Annotated in this window: 14 protein-coding genes, 1 rRNA gene and 1 pseudogene; 8 read left to right on the top strand and 8 right to left on the bottom strand. The window is 70.3% G+C overall.

The genetic code is table 11. The features are described 5' to 3' along the window. Positions 1-36 precede the first annotated feature (36 nt). The 4 genes from FLW16_RS40480 to FLW16_RS40465 form a co-directional block, all read right to left on the bottom strand. Positions 37-1,233: an extracellular solute-binding protein gene (locus FLW16_RS40480; protein WP_142566291.1), complete on the bottom strand. Its 1,197-nt coding sequence runs from the start codon at positions 1,231-1,233 to the stop codon at positions 37-39. A 73-nt stretch (positions 1,234-1,306) separates the two neighbouring features. After that, complete coding sequence (locus tag FLW16_RS40475; protein ID WP_142566290.1) at positions 1,307-2,800, bottom strand: CoA-acylating methylmalonate-semialdehyde dehydrogenase; 1,494 nt, start codon at positions 2,798-2,800, stop codon at positions 1,307-1,309. Further along, on the bottom strand, positions 2,787-4,082 hold the full coding sequence (locus FLW16_RS40470) for an aspartate aminotransferase family protein (RefSeq protein ID WP_142566289.1): 1,296 nt from the start codon (positions 4,080-4,082) through the stop codon (positions 2,787-2,789). The genes FLW16_RS40475 and FLW16_RS40470 overlap by 14 nt, the downstream gene beginning before the upstream one ends. 69 nt (positions 4,083-4,151) lie before the next feature. Further along, positions 4,152-5,621 carry an MFS transporter gene (locus FLW16_RS40465; RefSeq protein ID WP_142566288.1) on the bottom strand — a complete coding sequence of 490 codons (1,470 nt, stop codon included), beginning with the start codon at positions 5,619-5,621 and terminating at the stop codon, positions 4,152-4,154. An 83-nt stretch (positions 5,622-5,704) separates the two neighbouring features. Here FLW16_RS40465 and FLW16_RS40460 point away from each other — a divergent pair, with 83 nt between their 5' ends. The 5 genes from FLW16_RS40460 (at position 5,705) to FLW16_RS40440 (ending at position 11,093) form a co-directional block, all read left to right on the top strand. After that, positions 5,705-6,412, top strand: a complete 708-nt coding sequence (locus FLW16_RS40460) for a TetR/AcrR family transcriptional regulator C-terminal domain-containing protein (protein WP_142566287.1) — start codon at positions 5,705-5,707, stop codon at positions 6,410-6,412. Between the two features lie 75 nt (positions 6,413-6,487). After that, positions 6,488-8,098, top strand: coding sequence for a PucR family transcriptional regulator ligand-binding domain-containing protein (locus FLW16_RS40455; protein ID WP_142566286.1), 1,611 nt, complete (start codon positions 6,488-6,490; stop codon positions 8,096-8,098). 17 nt (positions 8,099-8,115) lie between these two features. Then, positions 8,116-9,189 carry a P1 family peptidase gene (locus FLW16_RS40450; RefSeq protein WP_142566285.1) on the top strand — a complete coding sequence of 358 codons (1,074 nt, stop codon included), beginning with the start codon at positions 8,116-8,118 and terminating at the stop codon, positions 9,187-9,189. Between the two features lie 96 nt (positions 9,190-9,285). Next, the gene (locus tag FLW16_RS40445; protein ID WP_142566284.1) at positions 9,286-9,489 is read left to right on the top strand and encodes a hypothetical protein; all 204 of its coding nucleotides are present in this window, start codon (positions 9,286-9,288) and stop codon (positions 9,487-9,489) included. Positions 9,490-9,623: 134 nt separating this feature from the next. Continuing rightward, positions 9,624-11,093, top strand: coding sequence for a phosphodiester glycosidase family protein (locus FLW16_RS40440; RefSeq protein WP_142566283.1), 1,470 nt, complete (start codon positions 9,624-9,626; stop codon positions 11,091-11,093). 18 nt (positions 11,094-11,111) lie between these two features. Here FLW16_RS40440 and FLW16_RS40435 read toward each other — a convergent pair whose 3' ends face one another. After that, the gene (locus tag FLW16_RS40435) at positions 11,112-11,972 is read right to left on the bottom strand and encodes a phenylalanine 4-monooxygenase (RefSeq protein WP_260616136.1); all 861 of its coding nucleotides are present in this window, start codon (positions 11,970-11,972) and stop codon (positions 11,112-11,114) included. 161 nt (positions 11,973-12,133) lie between these two features. Here FLW16_RS40435 and FLW16_RS40430 point away from each other — a divergent pair, with 161 nt between their 5' ends. After that, on the top strand, positions 12,134-12,607 hold the full coding sequence (locus FLW16_RS40430) for an Lrp/AsnC family transcriptional regulator (RefSeq protein WP_142566306.1): 474 nt from the start codon (positions 12,134-12,136) through the stop codon (positions 12,605-12,607). Between the two features lie 72 nt (positions 12,608-12,679). Here FLW16_RS40430 and FLW16_RS40425 read toward each other — a convergent pair. Further along, positions 12,680-13,525, bottom strand: a pseudogene (locus FLW16_RS40425) (sensor histidine kinase); the annotation flags it as partial. Positions 13,526-13,739: 214 nt separating this feature from the next. Then, entirely contained in the window at positions 13,740-14,435 is a 696-nt protein-coding gene (locus FLW16_RS40420; protein ID WP_142566281.1) for a response regulator transcription factor, read from the bottom strand. Positions 14,436-14,522: 87 nt separating this feature from the next. Here FLW16_RS40420 and FLW16_RS40415 point away from each other — a divergent pair, with 87 nt between their 5' ends. Beyond that, entirely contained in the window at positions 14,523-15,227 is a 705-nt protein-coding gene (locus tag FLW16_RS40415) for an ABC transporter ATP-binding protein (protein ID WP_142566280.1), read from the top strand. After that, complete coding sequence (locus tag FLW16_RS40410; protein WP_142566279.1) at positions 15,227-17,638, top strand: ABC transporter permease; 2,412 nt, start codon at positions 15,227-15,229, stop codon at positions 17,636-17,638. Before FLW16_RS40415 ends, FLW16_RS40410 begins: the two co-directional genes overlap by 1 nt. Positions 17,639-17,944: 306 nt before the next feature. Here the strand turns inward: FLW16_RS40410 and rrf are convergent. Then, positions 17,945-18,061, bottom strand: a 5S ribosomal RNA gene (gene rrf / locus FLW16_RS40405). Positions 18,062-18,064: the final 3 nt, after the last annotated feature.

Below are 18,064 nucleotides of genomic sequence, written 5' to 3'. Positions count from 1 at the left end.
GGCCCGAATGAGGAGACACGGATCAGGAGACACGGATCAGGACACGATCCGCGACCAGCGCTCCACCCACTTGTCGTACGCCTCGGGACGCACCGCGAAGTAGACGCCGCGGAAGGCCCGGGAGGTGCCGACGCGGTAGTCCGCGCAGATCCGGCGGGCCGCGCCGGTGCACCCCTCGGGGTTGGCCGGGGCGAGGCCCATCCAGGCGGACACCTTGCGTTGCACGTCCGCCGACATCGTGAAGTCGAGCCACTTGTACGCGCACGAGGGATGCGGGGCCTGGGCCGACATCATCCACGCGTCGGCCCATCCGGTCACCGGCCGGTCCGTCAGCGCCCTGACCGGCTTGTGCCCCCGCCTGAGCACGTCCAGGTGGTAGGGCGTGGCCTGCGCGAGCCGTACGGACCCGGTCGCGAAGCCCTGGACGACCTCGACGGGATCGCGCCAGAAGAGGCGGCGGCCGTCCTCGCCGGACGTGAACAGCTTGGCGGCGGCGTCGAGCTGGGCGTCGGTGAGGTCGAACGGGTCCTTGATCTCCGCGCCGATCTCCGTGCCTTGGGCCTTGAGCACCAGCGCGGCGTCGGCCAGCGACAGCGGACGGTCGCGGAACATCACGGGGCCCTTGTCCGTGAAGAGCGACTCGGGGCCGTCGGGACCGACCTTGCCGGTGTCGTAGAGGATCTCGTTGGTCGCCCACACGTACGGCACGCCGTACACCCGCTCGCCCCGGGTGACCGACGGCAGCGTGCGCAGCCGCTTGGGGATCTTGTCGTAGCCGTCCAGCAGGGCGGTGTTGAGCGGGGCGGCCTTGCCCTCGTCCATCAGCCGGCCGCCCACCTCGGGCGTCGCGGAGATCACGTCGAACGACGACTGCGGGAAGTCGCCCGGCTTCTCCTCCTGGCGCGGGTCGTAGTAGCGCAGGCTGACCTTGCAGCCCGTCTCCCTCTCGAACGTGCCGACCCACTTGACCTTGGGATCGACGCCGCCCCACTCGGCGTACCCCTCGATCGCGACCACGCTGACCGTTCCCTCGCCCGGCCCGACGGACGCGACCGGGGTGGGCGTGGGGCCGCCGGACGACGGGCTGGGACCGGCGCCGCCGGAGGCCGTCGCCGCCGCGGCCGCCGAGGTGCCCGGCGTCGCCACCTGCGTCGCGGGTGCGGGCCGGCCGGCGCAGGCCGCGGCGAGCAGGCCCACGGCCGCGACCGTCGCGACCAGGTGTGTACGGCGCACGCACGACCCCCATGAGAAAGACGGACGCCCCGAGCCTACTGGGCCCCACCGGCCCGGGGCGTCGCCTACGGCGTCAGGCGTTGGTCGGGAAGCCCAGGTTCACGCCGCCGTGGGAGGGATCGAGCCACCGCGAGGTGACGACCTTGCCCCTGGTGTAGAAGTGGACCCCCTCGGTGCCGTGCACATGGGTGTCGCCGAACAGCGAGGCCTTCCAGCCGCCGAAGCTGTAGTAGGCCATCGGCACCGGGATCGGCACGTTGACACCGATCATGCCGACCTCGACCTCGTTCTGGAAGCGCCGGGCCGCGCCGCCGTCGTTGGTGAAGATCGCCGTGCCGTTGCCGTACTCACCGGTGTTGATCAGCTCCAGGCCCTCCTCGTACGAGCGGACGCGCACGATCGACAGCACCGGGCCGAAGATCTCCTCGCGGTGGACGCGGGAGTTCGGCGGCACGTGGTCGAGGACGGTCGGGCCGAGCCAGAAGCCGTTCCCCCGGTCCCCGCGCACCGGGGTCTCGCGGCCGTCGACCACGAGCTTGGCCCCCTCCTCGACGCCGAGGTCGAGGTAGGACGCCACCTTGTCGCGGTGGACGGCGGTGACGAGCGGGCCCATCTGCGACTCGGGGTCGTTGCCCTGCCCGATCTGGAGGTCGCGCACCCGCGACACGATCTTCTCGACCAGCTCGTCGCCGATCGGGTCGACCGCGAGCACCACGGAGATCGCCATGCACCGCTCCCCCGCCGAGCCGAAGCCCGCCGAGACGGCCGAGTCGGCGACGAGGTCGAGGTCGGCGTCGGGCAGCACGAGCATGTGGTTCTTGGCCCCGCCGAGCGCCTGCACCCGCTTGCCGTGGGCCGTGCCTGTCTCGTACACGTACCGCGCGATGGGCGTGGAGCCGACGAACGACACGGCCCGTACGGCCGGGTGCTCCAGCAGCCGGTCCACCGCCGCCTTGTCGCCCTGGACCACGTTGAACACGCCGTCCGGCAGGCCGGCCCGCTGCCACAGCTCCGCGATCAGCAGGGACGCGGAGGGATCGCGCTCGGAGGGCTTGAGCACGAACGTGTTCCCGCACGCGATCGCCACCGGGAACATCCACATCGGGACCATCGCCGGGAAGTTGAACGGGGTGATGCCCGCCACCACGCCGAGCGGCTGGCGGATCGAGTAGGAGTCGACCCGGGTCGAGACGTTCTCCGAGTAGCCGCCCTTGAGCAGGTGGGGGATGCCGCAGGCGAACTCCACGACCTCCAGGCCGCGGGCCACCTCGCCCAGCGCGTCGGAGTGCACCTTGCCGTGCTCGGCCGTGATCAGCGCGGCCAGGTCGTCGCGGTGCGCGTCGAGCAGCTCGCGGAACCGGAACAGGATCTGGGTGCGCTTGGCGAGCGACGCGTCGCGCCAGGCGGGGAAGGCGAGCGCGGCCGCCTCCACCGCCGCGTCGACCTCGTCGACCGACGCCAGCGACACCCGACCGCTCACCTCGCCGGTCGCCGGGTCGAACAGGTCGGCCGTACGGCCGCCCTCGCCCGTCCGGGCGCCGCCGATCCAGTGATTAACGTGCTTCATCGTTGACGGCCTCCAGAGCGGTGACGAGGATGCCCAGGCCCTCGCGGGCCTCGTCCTCGGTGAGCGTGAGCGGCGGAGCCATGCGCAGGGTGCTGCCGTACAGCCCGCCCTTGCCGGCGAGCAGGCCGAGCCTCTTGGTCTCCTCCATGAAGCGGGCGGCCAGCGCCGGGGCGGGCGCACCGGTGGCGGGGTCGACCAGTTCGATCGCGAACATCAGGCCCTTGCCCCGCACGTCGCCCACGACGGCCAGCCGCTCGGCGGCCTCACGCAGCCCGGAGACGATGATCTCGCCGGTGCGCGCCGCGTTGGCCTGCAGGTCGTGGTCGAGCACGTAGTCGAGCGTCGCGTTGGCCGCCGCCATCGAGATCGGATTGCCGCCGAAGGTGGACAGCCCGACGGCGTGCGGGCCGTCCATGAGGTCGCCGCGCGCCACGATCCCGCCGACCGCGAAGCCGTTGCCCAGCCCCTTGGCGAAGGTCATCATGTCCGGGGTCACGCCGTGGTTCTGGATCCCGAAGAACGCCGAGCCCGTACGGCCCCAGCCGGTCTGCACCTCGTCGGAGATGAACAGGATGCCCTCCTCGTCGAGGACCTCCTTGTACGCGGCGAACAGCCCGTCGGGGGCCATGGTGAAGCCGCCCACGCCCTGGATCGGCTCGGCGATCAGCGCGGCGACGTCCTTGGTGACGGCCGTGGCGAGCACGTGGCGCAGGTCGTCCACGCAGGCCGCGATGTAGTCGGCGTCCGACATCCCGCGGAACTGCGCGAGGTGGCGGTCGGCGCCGTGCAGGAAGTGCACGTTGAGCGGGGACAGCGAGTTGTTCTTCCACGACCGGTTGGAGGTCACGCTGACCGCGCCGAACGACCGGCCGTGGTAGCTCTGCCGCATGGCGAGCACCTGGTCGGATCCGCGGGCGTAGGTGGCCAGCAGCAGGGCCGTCTCGTTGGCCTCCGTGCCGGAGTTGGTGAAGAAGACCTTGGCGTCCGGGATGCCCGACAGGCGGGCGATCTTCTCCGCCAGCTCGACCTGGCTGCGGATGAGGTACAGCGTCGAGGTGTGGACGACGCCGGTGGCGAGCTGGCGCTCGACGGCCTCCCGCACCTCGGGCACGTCGTACCCGATCATGTTGGTCAGGATCCCGGCGAAGAAGTCCAGGTAGCTCTTCCCGTTCGCGTCGACGACGCGGTTCCCCTTGCCGCCGACGATTTCGATGGGCTCGTTGTAGTAGAGGGCCATCCAGTTCGGCATGACCGCGCGATGGCGTGCGAGAAGGTCCGACATGCTCCGAGTATCCCGGCTGGCGGGTGACCGCCTCACCCGTCAGCCTGTCTGGGATACCTCGAATCTGGCTTACACAGTGCTGGGCGCCGCGGGCTCCTGCGCGGGAGCCGTCCCGGCGGCCTTCCGGCGCAGGACCAGCAGCGCGACCAGGGCCGCCGCGAGCGAGCAGCCCGCACCCACCCACGAGCCCACCGACATCGCCGACACGAACGCCTCGCGCCCGGCTGCGGCCACGGCGGGGTCGCCCAGGCTCACCGCGACGCCGATCGACTCGCGCGCCGCCGGCGGCGCCGACTCCGGCATGGCCGCGGTGTACGCCCCGGCGAGCACGCTGCCGAGGACGGCCACGCTCAGCGCCATGCCGACCTGCTGCACGGTGTCGTTCAGCGCGGAGCCGACGCCTGCGCGCTCGGGCGGCACCGCGCCCATCAGCGTCGCGTACGCCGCGGGACCGGCCAGGCCGCCGCCCACCCCCATGACCATCAGGCCGGCGATCAGCGTGCCGTACCCGCCGGTGAGCGTGGACAGCAGGACGAACCCGGCGGCCATGACGGCCAGGCCGGAGACGATGAGCACCCGGTTGCTCACCTTCTTGCCCAGCGACGCGCCCAGGCCGTTGAACACCATCGCCGCCACCACGTAGGGCAGCAGGGCGAAACCGGCCTTCAGCGGGTCGTAGCCCAGGACGAACTGCAGATACTGCGTGATGGCCAGCATCAGCGCGCCCGCGCCGAACGACAGCAGCACGATCGAGAAGCACGCCCCGCTGAACGAGCGGTCCCGGAACAGGCCGAGCGGCAGCATCGAGTGGGGGGTGCGGCGCTCCCACAGCACGAACGCCAGCAGGGCCGCCGCCGAGACCGCCACCACGAGGGGGTTGAAGTCCCCGCCCGGCGCCGAGATGACGGCCCAGACCAGCCCGCCCATCCCGGCCGTGGACAGGATCACCCCGAGCGGGTCGGCCCGCCGCGTCTCGCCGTACGTCTCCGGCATGAGCGCGAAGGCCGCGATGATCGCGAGCACCGCGATCGGCACGTTGATCAGGAAGGCCGAGCCCCAGTAGTAGTGCTGGAGCAGGAACCCGCCGACCGTCGGACCGGCGATGACGCCGACCATGGCGACCGAGCTCCACGCGGCGATGGCCTTGCGCCGCTCGCTCTCGTCGAACACGGTGATCAGGATCGACAGGGTCGACGGCATCACGCAGCAGCCGCCGACGCCCATCAGCGCGCGGGCCGCGATGAGCTGCCAGGGCTCGGTGGCGAGCGTGGCCGCCAGCGAGGCCCCGCCGAAGAACGCCAGGCCGATCACGAGCATCCGCCGCCTGCCGTACCGGTCGGACAGACTGCCCGCGGTGAGCAGCAGCCCCGCAAAGACCAGGACGTACGCGTCGATGACCCACTGGACGTCGGACGGCGTGGCGCCGAGGTCGCGCATGAGCGACGGGATCGCCAGGTTGAGGACGGTGTTGTCCACGACCAGGGTCAGCAGGCTCAGACAGAGGACGCCGAGGATCCACCAGCGTCGGGGATGGGACATAAAGGTCACCTCGAACGGTGTGCGAGTAGTATCGGACACTGTACGACTCCATCGAACACTGTGCGAGCGAATATTGTGAGGCCGTGTCAGCGAAGCCGTTCTCCTCGGTCTGGACCCGCGAGCGCAAGGGAGGGCGCGAGCAGGGCCTCAGCCGTGACCAGATCGTCCGGGCGGCCGTGGAGCTACTCGACGCCGAGGGTCTCGACGCCCTCAGCATGCGCAAGCTCGGCGCACGGCTCGGCGCGGGGGCGACCAGCCTCTACTGGCACGTCGCCAACAAGGACGAGCTGATCGAGCTCGTGATGGACGAGGTCTACTCGGGCGTCGTGCTGCCCGAGGCGGCCGACTGGCGGGAGGCGGCGAGCGTCTTCGCCTACGCCATGCGCCAGGCGGTCTTCGACCATCCGTGGAGCGCGCGCCTCATCGGCGTGGTCCCCGGGCTCGGGCCGAACGCGCTCACGGCGGCCGACCGGCTGATGGGCGCCTTCGTCCGCGCGGGGTTCGAGGGCATCGACGTGGACTACGCCATGACGGCCGTCGTGTCGTACACGCTGGGAGCCACGATCCCCGAGGTCGCCTTTCTCAGCTCGCTGGAGGCATCGGGCAAGAGCATGGCGGACCTGCAGGCCGCCGTGGACCCTGTCGTGATGAAGCTGTCGGCCGATCGGCCCAACCTGCTGGAGCGCTACCGGTCCTACGCGAAGGACTACGACCCCCTGGTGGCCCGGCGGCTCGCCTTCGACTTCGGGCTGATGGCCCTCCTCGACGGCCTCGGCACGCGCCTGCACTGAATATCCGTTTAACGCCCCGCATACTGTCAGCTACTGGGGGGTCATCCTTACATAATGATCAGGTAGCCTCTGAGCATGCTCCCCACGGTCGCCGACGTGCTCGCGCTGGACACCGTCCGACGCGGCAGCCCCCGGGTGGTGGCGGGCGGCGACCGGCTGGACACCCGCGTCCGGTGGGTCCATGTGGGCGAGGTCCACGACATCGCGCACCTGTTGCGCGGCGGCGAGCTGGTCCTCACGACCGGGGTGGCGCTGCCGAGCGAGCCCGACAAGCTGGCCGACTACATCTGCGAGCTGGCCGCCGTCGGCGCCTCGGGCCTGATCGTGGAGCTCGGCCGCCGGTTCGTCCGCGAGCTGCCGAGAGCGGTGGTCAAGGCCGCCGAGGAGCACGGGCTGCCCCTGATCACGCTGGCCCGCGAGACGCCCTTCGTGCAGATCACCGAGTCGGTCCACGCGCGGATCATCGACATCCAGCTGCAGGAGTTGCGGGCCTCCGAGCAGCTGCACGAGGTGTTCACCGAGCTGTCGGTCGAGGGCGCGTCCCCGGCCGAGGTGCTCAACCAGGTCACCCGCTTCTCCGGCCGCCCGGTGCTGTTGGAGAACCTGGCCCACCAGGTCCTGGCGTGCGACGCCGCCGGGGGCGACACGGGGAGCGTGCTGGCCAACTGGGAGACCAGGTCGCGCGCGGTCATGCCCTCCGAGCGGACCGCCTACGACGCCGCCGCGGGATGGCTAGTGACCATGGTCGGCGCCCGCGGCCAGGACTGGGGACGGCTCATCCTGCTGTGCGACGGGCCGCCCAGCCCCCGTGACATCGTGCTCGCCGAGCGCGCGGCGACCACGCTCGCGCTGAGCCGCCTGCTGGAGCGGCACCAGGAGTCCCTGGAGCGGCAGGCACACGGGACCATACTGACCGGCATCCTCACCCACGCGTACGCCGACCCCGACGAGGCCGCCGCCCGCGCCCGCGCCGTCGGCGTCCCGCTCACCGGCCGCAGGCTCGTCAGCGCCGTCATCCGGCTGACCGCGTCCGCCGGCACCGCGCTGGGCGAGCAGGCCAGGCTGGGCGAGCTCGCCGAGGCCGGCGCCGCCGCCTGCCGCGAGGCCAAGCTGCCCGCCCTGGTCGGGGCGCTGGACCAGAGCCGCGTCGGAGTGCTGCTGCCGCTGCCGCCCCGCATGGCCGCCGAGACCGCGCTCGGCGCGCTGGCCGAGCGCCTGCGGGCGAACTTCGCCACGCCGTTCGTGCTGGCGGCCGGCTCGGTCGTGGAGTCGATCAAGGACGTACGGCGCAGCTTCCTGGAGGCCGAGCAGGTGGCGGAGGTCGCGGTGCGCCAGCCCGACGGGCGGCCGTTCTACCGCCTGCCCGACCTGCGGCTGCGCGGCCTGCTGCACCTGCTGCGCGACGACGCCCGGCTGCAGACCTTCGCCGAGCGCGAGCTGGGGGCCCTGCTGGCCTACGACGCCCAGCGGCACGGCGACCTGACCAGGATCCTGCGCATCTACCTCGACGCGGGACGCAACAAGGCGGTGGCCGCGCAGAAGGCCCATCTGTCCCGCCCCGCGTTCTACGACCGCCTGCGGCGGCTGGAGCGGGTCCTCGACACCGACCTCGACGACGTCGAGTCGTGCCTGTCGCTGCACGTCGCGCTGCTGGCCCTGGAGACCTTCCGCCGCGAGACCACCTGATCGAGAAGGGGCTTTCGTTGAGAGCACGGGATTTCGGCATCGTCATCGGCACCGGGACGCCCGGCGAGCACAACGCGATCACCGATGTTCCGGGAGTGAGGGTCGGGCACACCACGCTGATCAGCGGGAGCGGCCCGCGGGTGGTCGGCGAGGGCCCGGTGCGCACCGGCGTCACCGTGATCGTCCCGCACGACGGCTCGGCCTTCGACGAGCCCCTCTACGCGGGGTTCCACTGGCTCAACGGCAACGGCGAGATCACCGGGATGGCGTTCCTCCAGGACTTCGGCCTGCTCGCCTCGCCGATCGGGCTGACGAACACGGGCTCGGTGGGCGTGGTCCGCGACGCGCTGGTCGAGATCGAGGTCGGCTCGCTCGGCAAGGGCGGGCGGGCGTGGTCGCTGCCCGTCGTCGGCGAGACCTGGGACGGCATGCTCAACGACATCGACGGCAGGCATGTGAAGACCGCCCACGTCCGGGAGGCGTACGAGAAGGCCGCGGGCGGGCCGGTCGCGGAGGGCGCGGTCGGCGGCGGCACCGGGATGATCTGCCACGGCTTCAAGGGCGGCATCGGCACGGCCTCCCGTCTGGTGGACGGATACACGGTGGGCGTGCTCGTGCAGGCCAACCACGGACGGCGGGAGCGGCTGACGGTCGACGGCGTCAACGTGGGCAGGAGCCTCCCGGCCTCGGCGCTGCCCGGCGAGGAGGCCGGGTCGATCATCGGGATCGTCGCCACCGACGCTCCCCTGCTGCCGCACCAGTGCAGGAGGGTGGCGCAGCGCGCCGGACTCGGCGTGGCGCGCACGGGAGGCGCCGGGGAGAACTCCAGCGGCGACGGCTTCCTGTGCTTCTCGACCGGCAACCGGAACCTGCCGGCCAACGCCCTCGACGCGGCCCCTCCGCGCACGTTCCAGGTCACGGTGCTCGCGGACGAGTACCTGGATCCGCTCTTCTACGCGGTCATCGAGGCGACCGAAGAGGCCGTCGTCAACGCGCTCGTCGCGGCCGAGACGATGACCGGAGCAGACGATTTGACCGTTACAGGGCTCGATGGGCGGCTTCTTGCGGAGATGCTGACACCCGGAAAGTAGGTATGTCGTCCCGGGTGTAAGTCCTATCGCACCTGACTACTTTTCGTATACTCGCGCTCACTGGGTGAATCGTGCTTACCTCGAAACGTGCCCACGATGAGCGAACCTCAAATCAGCCCGACGGTCGTGGTACGGGCCCTGTCCGCGCGTTTCCCCAAATGGACCATCTGGTGGGGCCAGGCCACGACGCACTACTGGGGCATGTCCCGGCGGCGCGACGGATTGCTCGTCCACATCGAGGCCCGATCCGCCCAGGAGTTCGTCCAGCGGGCCCGGGAGATCGACGCCGGCACTCCCTGACATTTATGCGCTTATGTCCCCGAACGACCGATTCACCGTTGGGGAATTTCATGCTCTTTGGCGCGTTTCAGTCGTCTCCGTACATGATTGTCGCCACGATGGTCCCGCAAGGATCACCAATGGGGAGTAATCGCATGAGACGCCGCCTTGTCGTCGGGGCCACCGTACTGGCCCTGACGACGACCATCCCTTCGGCACCGGCCGCCGCCGAGCCCGTCGCCGGACTGCCGGCGACGAACTTCCCTCTCGGCGAGCCCGGGATACCGGAGTCGGCGGCCAAGAGCCTGGCCCCCGGAGTCGGCTACTTCACCCTTCGCCACGGCACACCGCAGGACGGGTACACGGTCAGCGTCGTCGTCAAGGGCAAGGACTTCATGTCCGAGGCCAACGCGCAGGCCCAGGCGACGGCCGTACAGATGGCCGGTCTCGAACCCGTCATCGTGAAGTTCACCCGGCCGGCCGTCGCGGACCACCCCGCCGGCGACTACTTCATGGTGCGGGTGGGCAGCTGGCCGCTCGACCGGAAGGCCGAGGCCGCCGAGGTCGTCAAGCAGCTCAAGGACGCCGGGGTGAGCGCGAAGGTCGACTTCCAGGGCGACGACGGCTTCGTCACCACCGGCCCCTGGAGCGTGCGGGTCATCGTCGTCGACCCGCGCACCTTCCGCGGCTCCTATCAGGCCTCGCTGGGCACGAGCGTCGCCAAGCGGGAGAAGGTCTCGGCCATGGCCTCCGCCGCCAAGGCGCTCGCCGCCGTGAACGGCGGCTTCTTCGACATCCACACGCTGCCCGCCTTCCGCGGCGACCCCACCGGCATCTCCGTCGTCGGCGGCAAGCTGCTCAGCGAGGCCGTCGCCGGCCGCGTGGGCCTGGTCCTGCGGGGCCGTACGGCCCGCGTCACCGAGTTGTCGTCCTCGGTCGTCGCCCGTGCCGCCGACGGGACCAGCGCCGAGGTGACCGGCCTCAACCGGGTGCCGAAGCCCGACGAGCTGGTCATGTACACCGAGGAACTCGGGCGGGACACCCCGCAGGACGACGGGACCGAGGTGGTCCTCGACGCCTCCGGCAGGGTCACCGCCGTCCGCGGGTCCGGCGGTCCCATGACGCCCGGCACCCGCGTGCTGCACGGGGTCGGAGCCGCCGCCGACTGGCTGTCGCAGCACGCGGGCGAGGGCACGACCGTCACGGTCACGACCCGGGTCACCGACCTGCGGACGAACAAGGCCGTCCCGCTGACCCCGGAGACCAACATCATCGGGGGCGCGATCGGCCTGGTCAGGAACGGCAGGACCTCCATCACCGCGTCGCGGGACGGCATGGCCAACACCAACATGATCCTGCGGCGCCACCCGCGCACGCTCGCGGGCGTCACGCGCAACGGCAAGCTCGTCATCGCGGTCGTCGACGGCCGCGCGCCGGGCAGCACGATCGGCGCGTCGTTCTTCGAGGCGGCCGAGCTCATGCGCTGGCTCGGCGCGCGCGACGCGATCAACCTGGACGGCGGCGGGTCGACCACCATGGTCATCGGCAAGAAGGTGGTCAACCGTCCGTCCGACGGCGTCGAGCGGGGAGTCGGCGACGCCCTGTTGATCGTCGGCGCGCGCTGAGCCTGCTCACGCGCCGGCTCACGCAGAAGACGCCGCGAGCAGACGGGCGATCGTGTCGTCGTCGCAGGTGTCCCAGAACGTCCCGACCGTGTCTTCGAGGTGGTCGAACGAGGCCGCCTCGAAGAGCACCTCCTGGTACTTGGTGATGTCGTAGAGGGTGGTCCCCATCGCGGCGAGGTCGAGCGGGCGGATGTCCATCCCGCGGAACTCCTCGATCTCGCCGTACGAGCTGAGGATCCCCGCGCCGTACGCCCTGAGTTCGCCGTCCTCCCGCATGACGCCGAACTCCATGGTGAACCAGAACACCTTGGACACGAACTCCAGCGCCTCGTCGGTCTCCACCCGGCGCGCCGCCCGTCCCGCGGCCCGGTACAGCGCGGCGAAGCGGGGCGAAGCCAGGGTGTTCGCGTGCCCGATCACCTCGTGGATGACGTCCGGCTCGGGGGTGTAGAAGGGCACGGAATGGTGCCGGATGTACTGGGTGGAGTGGAACAGGCCGTCCGCCAGGACGCCGTAGAACTCGCGGAGCGGGACCAGCCCGGCCGCCGGCAGGTAGCGGAACCCGGTCAGCGGCTCCAGAAGGTCACCGACCTCCTGGAGTTGCGGGATGCGGTCCTCGGGCAGGCCGAGCCGCCTGGTCGCGTCGAGGAACTCGCGCACCGCGTACTTCTCATGCTTGACCGCCAGTTCCTTGGTGACGAGCGCCCACACGTGGTGCTCCTCGTCGGTGTACTCGGCCGTCGGGATGGGATCACCGGGGGTGTGACCGAGCGCCAGCGCCGCGATCGCGTTGCGCCGCTGACGGTAGACGGCGTCCGCGAAACCGGGGTGGCTCGTGGCCAACTCGACGACGACGGACCCGTCGTCCTTCGTCGCCACCGGAGCGAAATACTGCGCTTCTTCAAACATACTCCCATATGACAGCAAGTAGCCGTTTGGCTGGCAAGAGTGACCAGTCAGAGTGTGCGAAACGCTCAAATCAGCGCGTTTCTGGTTGGTAGCACTGGTCGATTCGCTCAGTCGAGGCGTACCCTCGGCGCATGCTCGACGCGCTCGACAGCCGCCTGCTGACCACCATGCGGGCCAACCCCAGGATCGGGCTCACCGAACTGGCCCGCCTGCTCGGCGTGGCTCGCGGCACCGTGCAGGCGCGGCTCGACAAGCTCACCGCACGCGGCGTCATCAGCGACTTCGGCCCGACCATCACGACAGAGCAGATCGGCTATCCCATCCTCGCCTTCGCGTCCCTGCAGATCGCGCAGGGCCGGCTGACCGAGGCCGTGCGGTGGCTGGCCGACGTCCCCGAGATCCTCGAGGTGTACGGCACCAGCGGCCAGGCCGACCTGCTGTGCCGCGTGGCCGCCCGCAGCACCCCGCACCTCCAGGAGATCATCGCCCGGATCCTCGCCTCGCCCGCCATCCAGCGGACCGACACGACGATCGCCCTGTCGACCCAGATCCCCTTCCGCATCGAACCCCTGCTGCAGGCCGCGGTCACGCCGCAAGCGCCGTGAACGACCGTGCTGAACCGGCCCGTGCGCAGAGACGCCGGGGCTCGGACACGCCGGGGGTGGTGGGGTGGGCAGCCGGACGTCGATACGGAGTCCGCCCGAAGGGCGCGGAACGATGGTGAGGGATCCGTCGTGGACGCGGACGATGCTCTTGACGATCGCCAGGCCGAGGCCGAGGCCGACGCCTGCGTGATCGTTGCGTATTCTTCCGGTGCCGCGCTGAAACGGTTCGGTGAGTGTCGAGACCAACTGCGGAGACAGTCTTTCGCCGCTGTTTTCGACACTGAGCACCACGGCCTCGGGACGGACGCCGGTCGTGACCCACACGGTGCCCTGTTCGGGCAGGTTGTGCACGATCGCGTTATGGACAAGGTTCGTCGTCATCTGCAGCAGGAGCGCTTGCGACCCGATGGCCGGGGTGACGTCACCGGAGGTCTCGATGGTGACACCGCGTTTCTCGGCGAGCGGGAGGAGGGTTTCGACGGCCTCTTCCACGAGGAGGGACAAGTCGACAGGTTCTCGGGTGAAGGACCTCTGGTCAGCGCGGCTGAGCACGAGTAGCGCCTCGGTGAGGTCGATCGCTCGAGCGTTGACAGTGTGAAGGCGGGCGACGAGTTCGCCGTGGTCGTGTTCCGGATCATTGCGGGCCACGTCCAGAAGTGACTGCGTGATCGCCAGTGGGGTGCGCAGTTCGTGCGAGGCGTTGGCTGCGAATCTCTGCTGTTCGGCGACGTGTGCTTCGAGCCGGGCGAGCATGGTGTCGAAGGCGTCGGCGAGTTCGCGCAGCTCGTCCTTGCGGCCTTCCAACCGGATTCGGTGGGAGAGTGATCCGTTCGCGGCCCTGCGTGTGGCGTCGGTGATACGGGTCAGAGGGATGAGCATGCGGCCGGCGAGAAGCCACCCTCCCGCGAGACCGAACACCAGCAGGAACGCGAACACGGCGGCTGCCGCCGGAGCGAAGGCGTGCAGGGGGTCGGGCCGGTAGTCGGCAAAACGATCGGGGGCGATGAGCACACCGTCGGCCACGTAGCGCCGGAGGAACACCCACACGGCCACGAGCAGCAAGGCACCTGCGAGCGTGACGAAGCCGGCATAGCTGAGGGCAAGTTTGAGGCGAACGCTCAAACCAGGCGCCCTATCCACGGTCGCCTCCCTCACGTCCGGTGCCGGGTGCCGTGTCGATGCGGTAGCCGGCGCCGGCCACGGTGGCGATGATCCCGGGTTCGCCGAGCCGTTTGCGCAGTGCCGAGACCGTGATGCGCACGGCGTTGGTGAAGGGATCGGCGTTCTCATCCCACGCTCGCTCCAGCAGTTCTTCGGCGCTGACGACACCGCCTTCGGCGGCGACGAGGACTTCCAGCACGGCGAACTGTTTCCGGGTGAGCGCGACATAGCGGCCGTCGCGGTAGACCTCGCGGCGGAACGGATCCAGACGCAGGCCCGCGATCTCTCGTACGGGTGGTCTGTTGTACGCGCGCCTGCGGTCGAGTGCTCGCAGACGCAGCACGAGCTCGCGGAGTTCGAAGGGCTTGGTGAGGTAGTCGTCGGCCCCGAGCTCGAACCCGGAGATCTTGTCGTCGAGCCGGTCGGCGGCGGTCAGCATGAGGATGGGCATGCCGCTGCCGGAGGCCACGATGCGCTTGGCGATCTCGTCGCCCGAGGGGCCGGGGATGTCGCGGTCGAGGACGGCGATGTCGTAGGCGTTGACGCTCAGCAGCTCCGTCGCGGTGTCGCCGTCACCGGCGATGTCGGCGGCGATCGCTTCCAGGCGCAGGCCATCTCGGATGGCTTCCGCCAGGAGGGGTTCGTCCTCGACGATCAACACACGCATGCTCTCGAGGCTAGGAGCCGGAGCATATCGGCGGCATATCGAAAACCACATACGTGCTGACAACACGACGCCGCCTTGGCTGACGGCATGACGACCACCAGCCGGCAGGCCACTCAGGAATCCGTGGCTGCCAGCGCGCGGGACCTGACCAAGACCTATGGCCGGGGCGAAGCCCAGGTGCATGCCCTGCGCGGCATCGACCTCGACCTCCCACGAGGGAGGTTCATCGCGATCATGGGCCCGAGCGGATCGGGCAAGTCCACGCTGATGCACTGCCTGGCCGGACTCGACCAGGCCAGCGGCGGCACCGTCACCGTTGCCGGCACCGACCTCGGATCACTCGATGACGACACGCTCACGATCTTCCGCCGCGAGCACGTCGGCTTCGTGTTCCAGTCGTTCAACCTGCTGCCGATGCTCACCGCGGGCGAGAACATCGTGCTCCCGCTCGAGCTGGGCGGTCGCCGGATCGACGACACGGCGCGGGAACGCGCGCGCATGCTCGCCGATATCCTCGGCGTGGCCGACAGGCTCGGCCACCGGCCCGCAGAGCTGTCCGGCGGCCAGCAGCAGCGGGTCGCGATCGCCCGGGCCCTGATCACCCAGCCGGACCTGCTGTTCGCCGACGAGCCAACCGGAAACCTGGACAGCACCACGTCGGCGGAGGTTCTGGATCTCTTGCGCCGGTCGGTAAGCGAGCTCGGCCAGACCGTCGTGATGGTCACCCACGAGCGGGACGCGGCGGCGTACGCCGACTACGTGGTCTCTATGCAGGACGGGCGGATCGCCTGATGCGCACCGTCTTGCTCGCGTCGCTGCGCAGCTACATCCGCCGGTACGTCGCGGCGGCGATCGCGGTCACCATCGCGGTCGCCTTCGTCGTCGTGGTCGGCGTGCTCACAACCGGGGCACGTAGCGGACTCATGGAAGACCTGGGGTCGCCGTACCGCAATGCCGACCACGTGGTCTCGCCTGTGGGGTGGCCATCGGGCCAGATGGACCCGGAGGCCGTGATCGCGTTCGCCGAGCGACACGGCGAGAACGCGTCCGCGATCGGCCGGGCGACGCTGCCGGCGCGCGCGGGCGCCAAGCGGCTCTCCGGAACGACCGTGGGGCCGATCTCCACCTCGGAGGAATGGCGCTGGCAGGAGCTGACCTCCGGTCGCTTCCCGGCACGCACGGGCGAGGCCGTCGTGGACGTGTACTTCGCCTTGTCCCAGGACATCGCGATCGGCGAGCGGGTTCGGATCGGCGAGGGCGCCGCCGCGGCCGACGTACAAGTGGTCGGTCTCGTGGAGTCGCCCTCGCCCCCGGCCCAGGCCTCGATGTACGTCCTCTGGCCGCAGTTGCTGCAGTGGCGCGACCACCTCCATCTGGGCTCGGTGGCGGTGCGCGGGGAGGCGGGTCAGCTCCCGGAAGGCGCGAAGGCGCAGTCGCCGGAGGCGTTCGCCTCGGAGCGGCTGTTCTATGTCCAGAACAGGGTGGACAGCCTGTCGGTGATGCTGCTGTTGTTCGCCGGCATCGCGCTCTTCGTCGCGATCCTGGTGATCGCGAACACCTTCTCCATCCTGTTCGCGCAACGACTCCGCGACTTCGCGCTGCTGCGCTGCATCGGCGCGACCCGGCCGCAGGTGGTGCGTTCGGTACGCCGCGAGGCGGCCGTCGTCGGGGTGCTCGCGTCGTTGACCGGGACACTGGCCGGTGCCGGTCTCGGCTACGGGCTGGTCGCCCTGATCAACGCTCTCGCGCCCACCATCCCGATGGGCGTCGCCGGGCTGCCCACGCTCTGGCTGCTGGGCGGGTTCGCCGTCGGTCTGGTGGTCACCATGGTCGCGTCCTGGTTACCGACACGGCGCGTGGTCCGGGTGAGCCCGCTGGCGGCGCTGCGTCCGGATGCCGCGGTCGACGTACGCACGGCCACCGGCCTGGCGCGGCTGGCGCTGGCTGCGATGCTCCTGGTCACCGGGCCGGCCCTGCTCGGGGTGGCGATGGCCCAGGACAGTACGGCGCTCATGGTGGCGGGCGGAGGCTCGGTGTTCGCCGGCGTACTCCTCTTCGGGCCGGTGCTCGTCCCCCGCCTGGTCTCGATCATCGGCGCGCTGCTCGGCCCCGCCGGGCGGCTGGCGACCAAGAACGCTGTGCGCAATCCGCGGCGGACCGCCACCACCACTGCCTCCCTGCTGGTCGGCGTCACCCTGACGACCGCCGTGCTCACTGGGATGGCCACGTGGCGCTCGTCATTGGATGAGCAGATCGGTAGGGACCACCCCATCGATGTCGCGCTCACCTCGCCCAAGGGGCCGGTTAGCACTGAGCTCCTCGACCGGGTACGTGGTGTCGCCGGTGTGGAGCGGGCCATCCCAGTGGACGGCGCCGTGGCCCGCGTGGCCGGGCTCGACGAACCGATCCCGGTTGTCACCGCGCCGACCGCGGAGCAAGTGGCCCGCGACGGCGGGGCGTTCGCACGGATCGAGCCGGGGAAGATCAGAATCGATTCCGAGGCCTTCGGCAAGGGCCTGAGTCTCCGGCCCGGTGACCCGGTCACGGTGCGCGTCGGCGACCGGCGAGCTCAGTTGCGGGTCGCCGTCGGCACCGGCTGGGGCCGGGCGGGCGTGATCGCGCCTGAGACGCTGGCGACGCTCACCGACGCTCCCGAGCCGCATGCCGTCTGGATCCGCGCGTCCTCCGGCGCCGACCCGGCTCGACTCGGCGCCGACCTGGACGAGCTGGCGGATCCAGTTGGCGCGACAATCGAGAACGGGTTGCGGACCTGGGAGTCGCTGGACCAACAACTGGGAATCTACACATGGTCGGCGCTCGGGCTGCTCGGCATCGCCGTCGTGATCGCCCTGATCGGGATCGCGAACACCCTGGGGCTCTCCGTGCTCGAACGCGCCCCCGAACACGCGATGCTGCGCGCGCTCGGCCTCACCCGAAGGCAGCTGCGGCGGATGCTGGCGGTCGAGGCGGTGCTGCTGTCGGTGGTGGCCACCCTGCTCGGCACGGTGATCGGCGTCGGGTTCGCCTGGGTCGGCTACGAGACGATTGTGAAGCCGGCTCTCAGCGACGCCACCATGCAGGTCCCCTTGCTGTCACTCGGTGTCGTCGTCCTCGTCGCCGCCCTGGCCGGACTCCTCGCCGCTGTTCTCCCGGCACGCCGGGCCGCCCGAGTGACTCCGGCCGCAGGGCTGTCCCTCGACTGATGCCCTCGTCGATGCTCTGGCCGGCGGCCGCTCACGTCCACCAGCCATACGCACCCCCTTTTGATCAGACAGTCTCGTGCCGGCTCAAGTGATGTTGGGTTCTCCAGACAGCGACATCTGAAGATCGGCTCGGGCCGTAGATCGGCTCGGGCCGTCTTTCCGCAAATCGACCGGCCCTTGGATATGCGAAAGCCCCGGCCAACCCAGCCGGGGCACCACCCACCACCAAACACGCACCCAAAAAAGGGAACCCCCTGGAAAACGCGGGAGGGCCACCCCAAACCAGGGTGGCCCTCCCAAAAGATTGTCCGGCGGCGTCCTACTCTCCCACACCGTCCCCGGTGCAGTACCATCGGCGCTGGCAGGCTTAACTTCCGGGTTCGGAATGTAACCGGGTGTTTCCCTGCCGCTATAACCGCCGTAACC

This window comes from Microbispora sp. KK1-11 (assembly GCF_006874435.1).
Classification (GTDB): domain Bacteria; phylum Actinomycetota; class Actinomycetes; order Streptosporangiales; family Streptosporangiaceae; genus Microbispora; species Microbispora catharanthi.
Note: the sequence above shows the minus strand (reverse complement) of the source record. Positions and strands in the feature narration are given on the sequence as shown.

Bases quoted from the DNA above. Each gene is read 5' to 3' on its own strand.
- FLW16_RS40415 (WP_142566280.1), top strand. From the start codon at position 14,523: ATGACGACCACCAGCCGGCAGGCCACTCAGGAATCCGTGGCTGCCAGC.
- FLW16_RS40470 (WP_142566289.1), bottom strand. From the start codon at position 4,082: ATGTCGGACCTTCTCGCACGCCATCGCGCGGTCATGCCGAACTGGATG.
- FLW16_RS40475 (WP_142566290.1), bottom strand. From the start codon at position 2,800: ATGAAGCACGTTAATCACTGGATCGGCGGCGCCCGGACGGGCGAGGGC.
- FLW16_RS40430 (WP_142566306.1), top strand. From the start codon at position 12,134: ATGCTCGACGCGCTCGACAGCCGCCTGCTGACCACCATGCGGGCCAAC.
- FLW16_RS40410 (WP_142566279.1), top strand. From the start codon at position 15,227: ATGCGCACCGTCTTGCTCGCGTCGCTGCGCAGCTACATCCGCCGGTAC.
- FLW16_RS40420 (WP_142566281.1), bottom strand. From the start codon at position 14,435: ATGCGTGTGTTGATCGTCGAGGACGAACCCCTCCTGGCGGAAGCCATC.
- FLW16_RS40465 (WP_142566288.1), bottom strand. From the start codon at position 5,621: ATGTCCCATCCCCGACGCTGGTGGATCCTCGGCGTCCTCTGTCTGAGC.
- FLW16_RS40445 (WP_142566284.1), top strand. From the start codon at position 9,286: ATGAGCGAACCTCAAATCAGCCCGACGGTCGTGGTACGGGCCCTGTCC.
- FLW16_RS40440 (WP_142566283.1), top strand. From the start codon at position 9,624: ATGAGACGCCGCCTTGTCGTCGGGGCCACCGTACTGGCCCTGACGACG.
- FLW16_RS40455 (WP_142566286.1), top strand. From the start codon at position 6,488: ATGCTCCCCACGGTCGCCGACGTGCTCGCGCTGGACACCGTCCGACGC.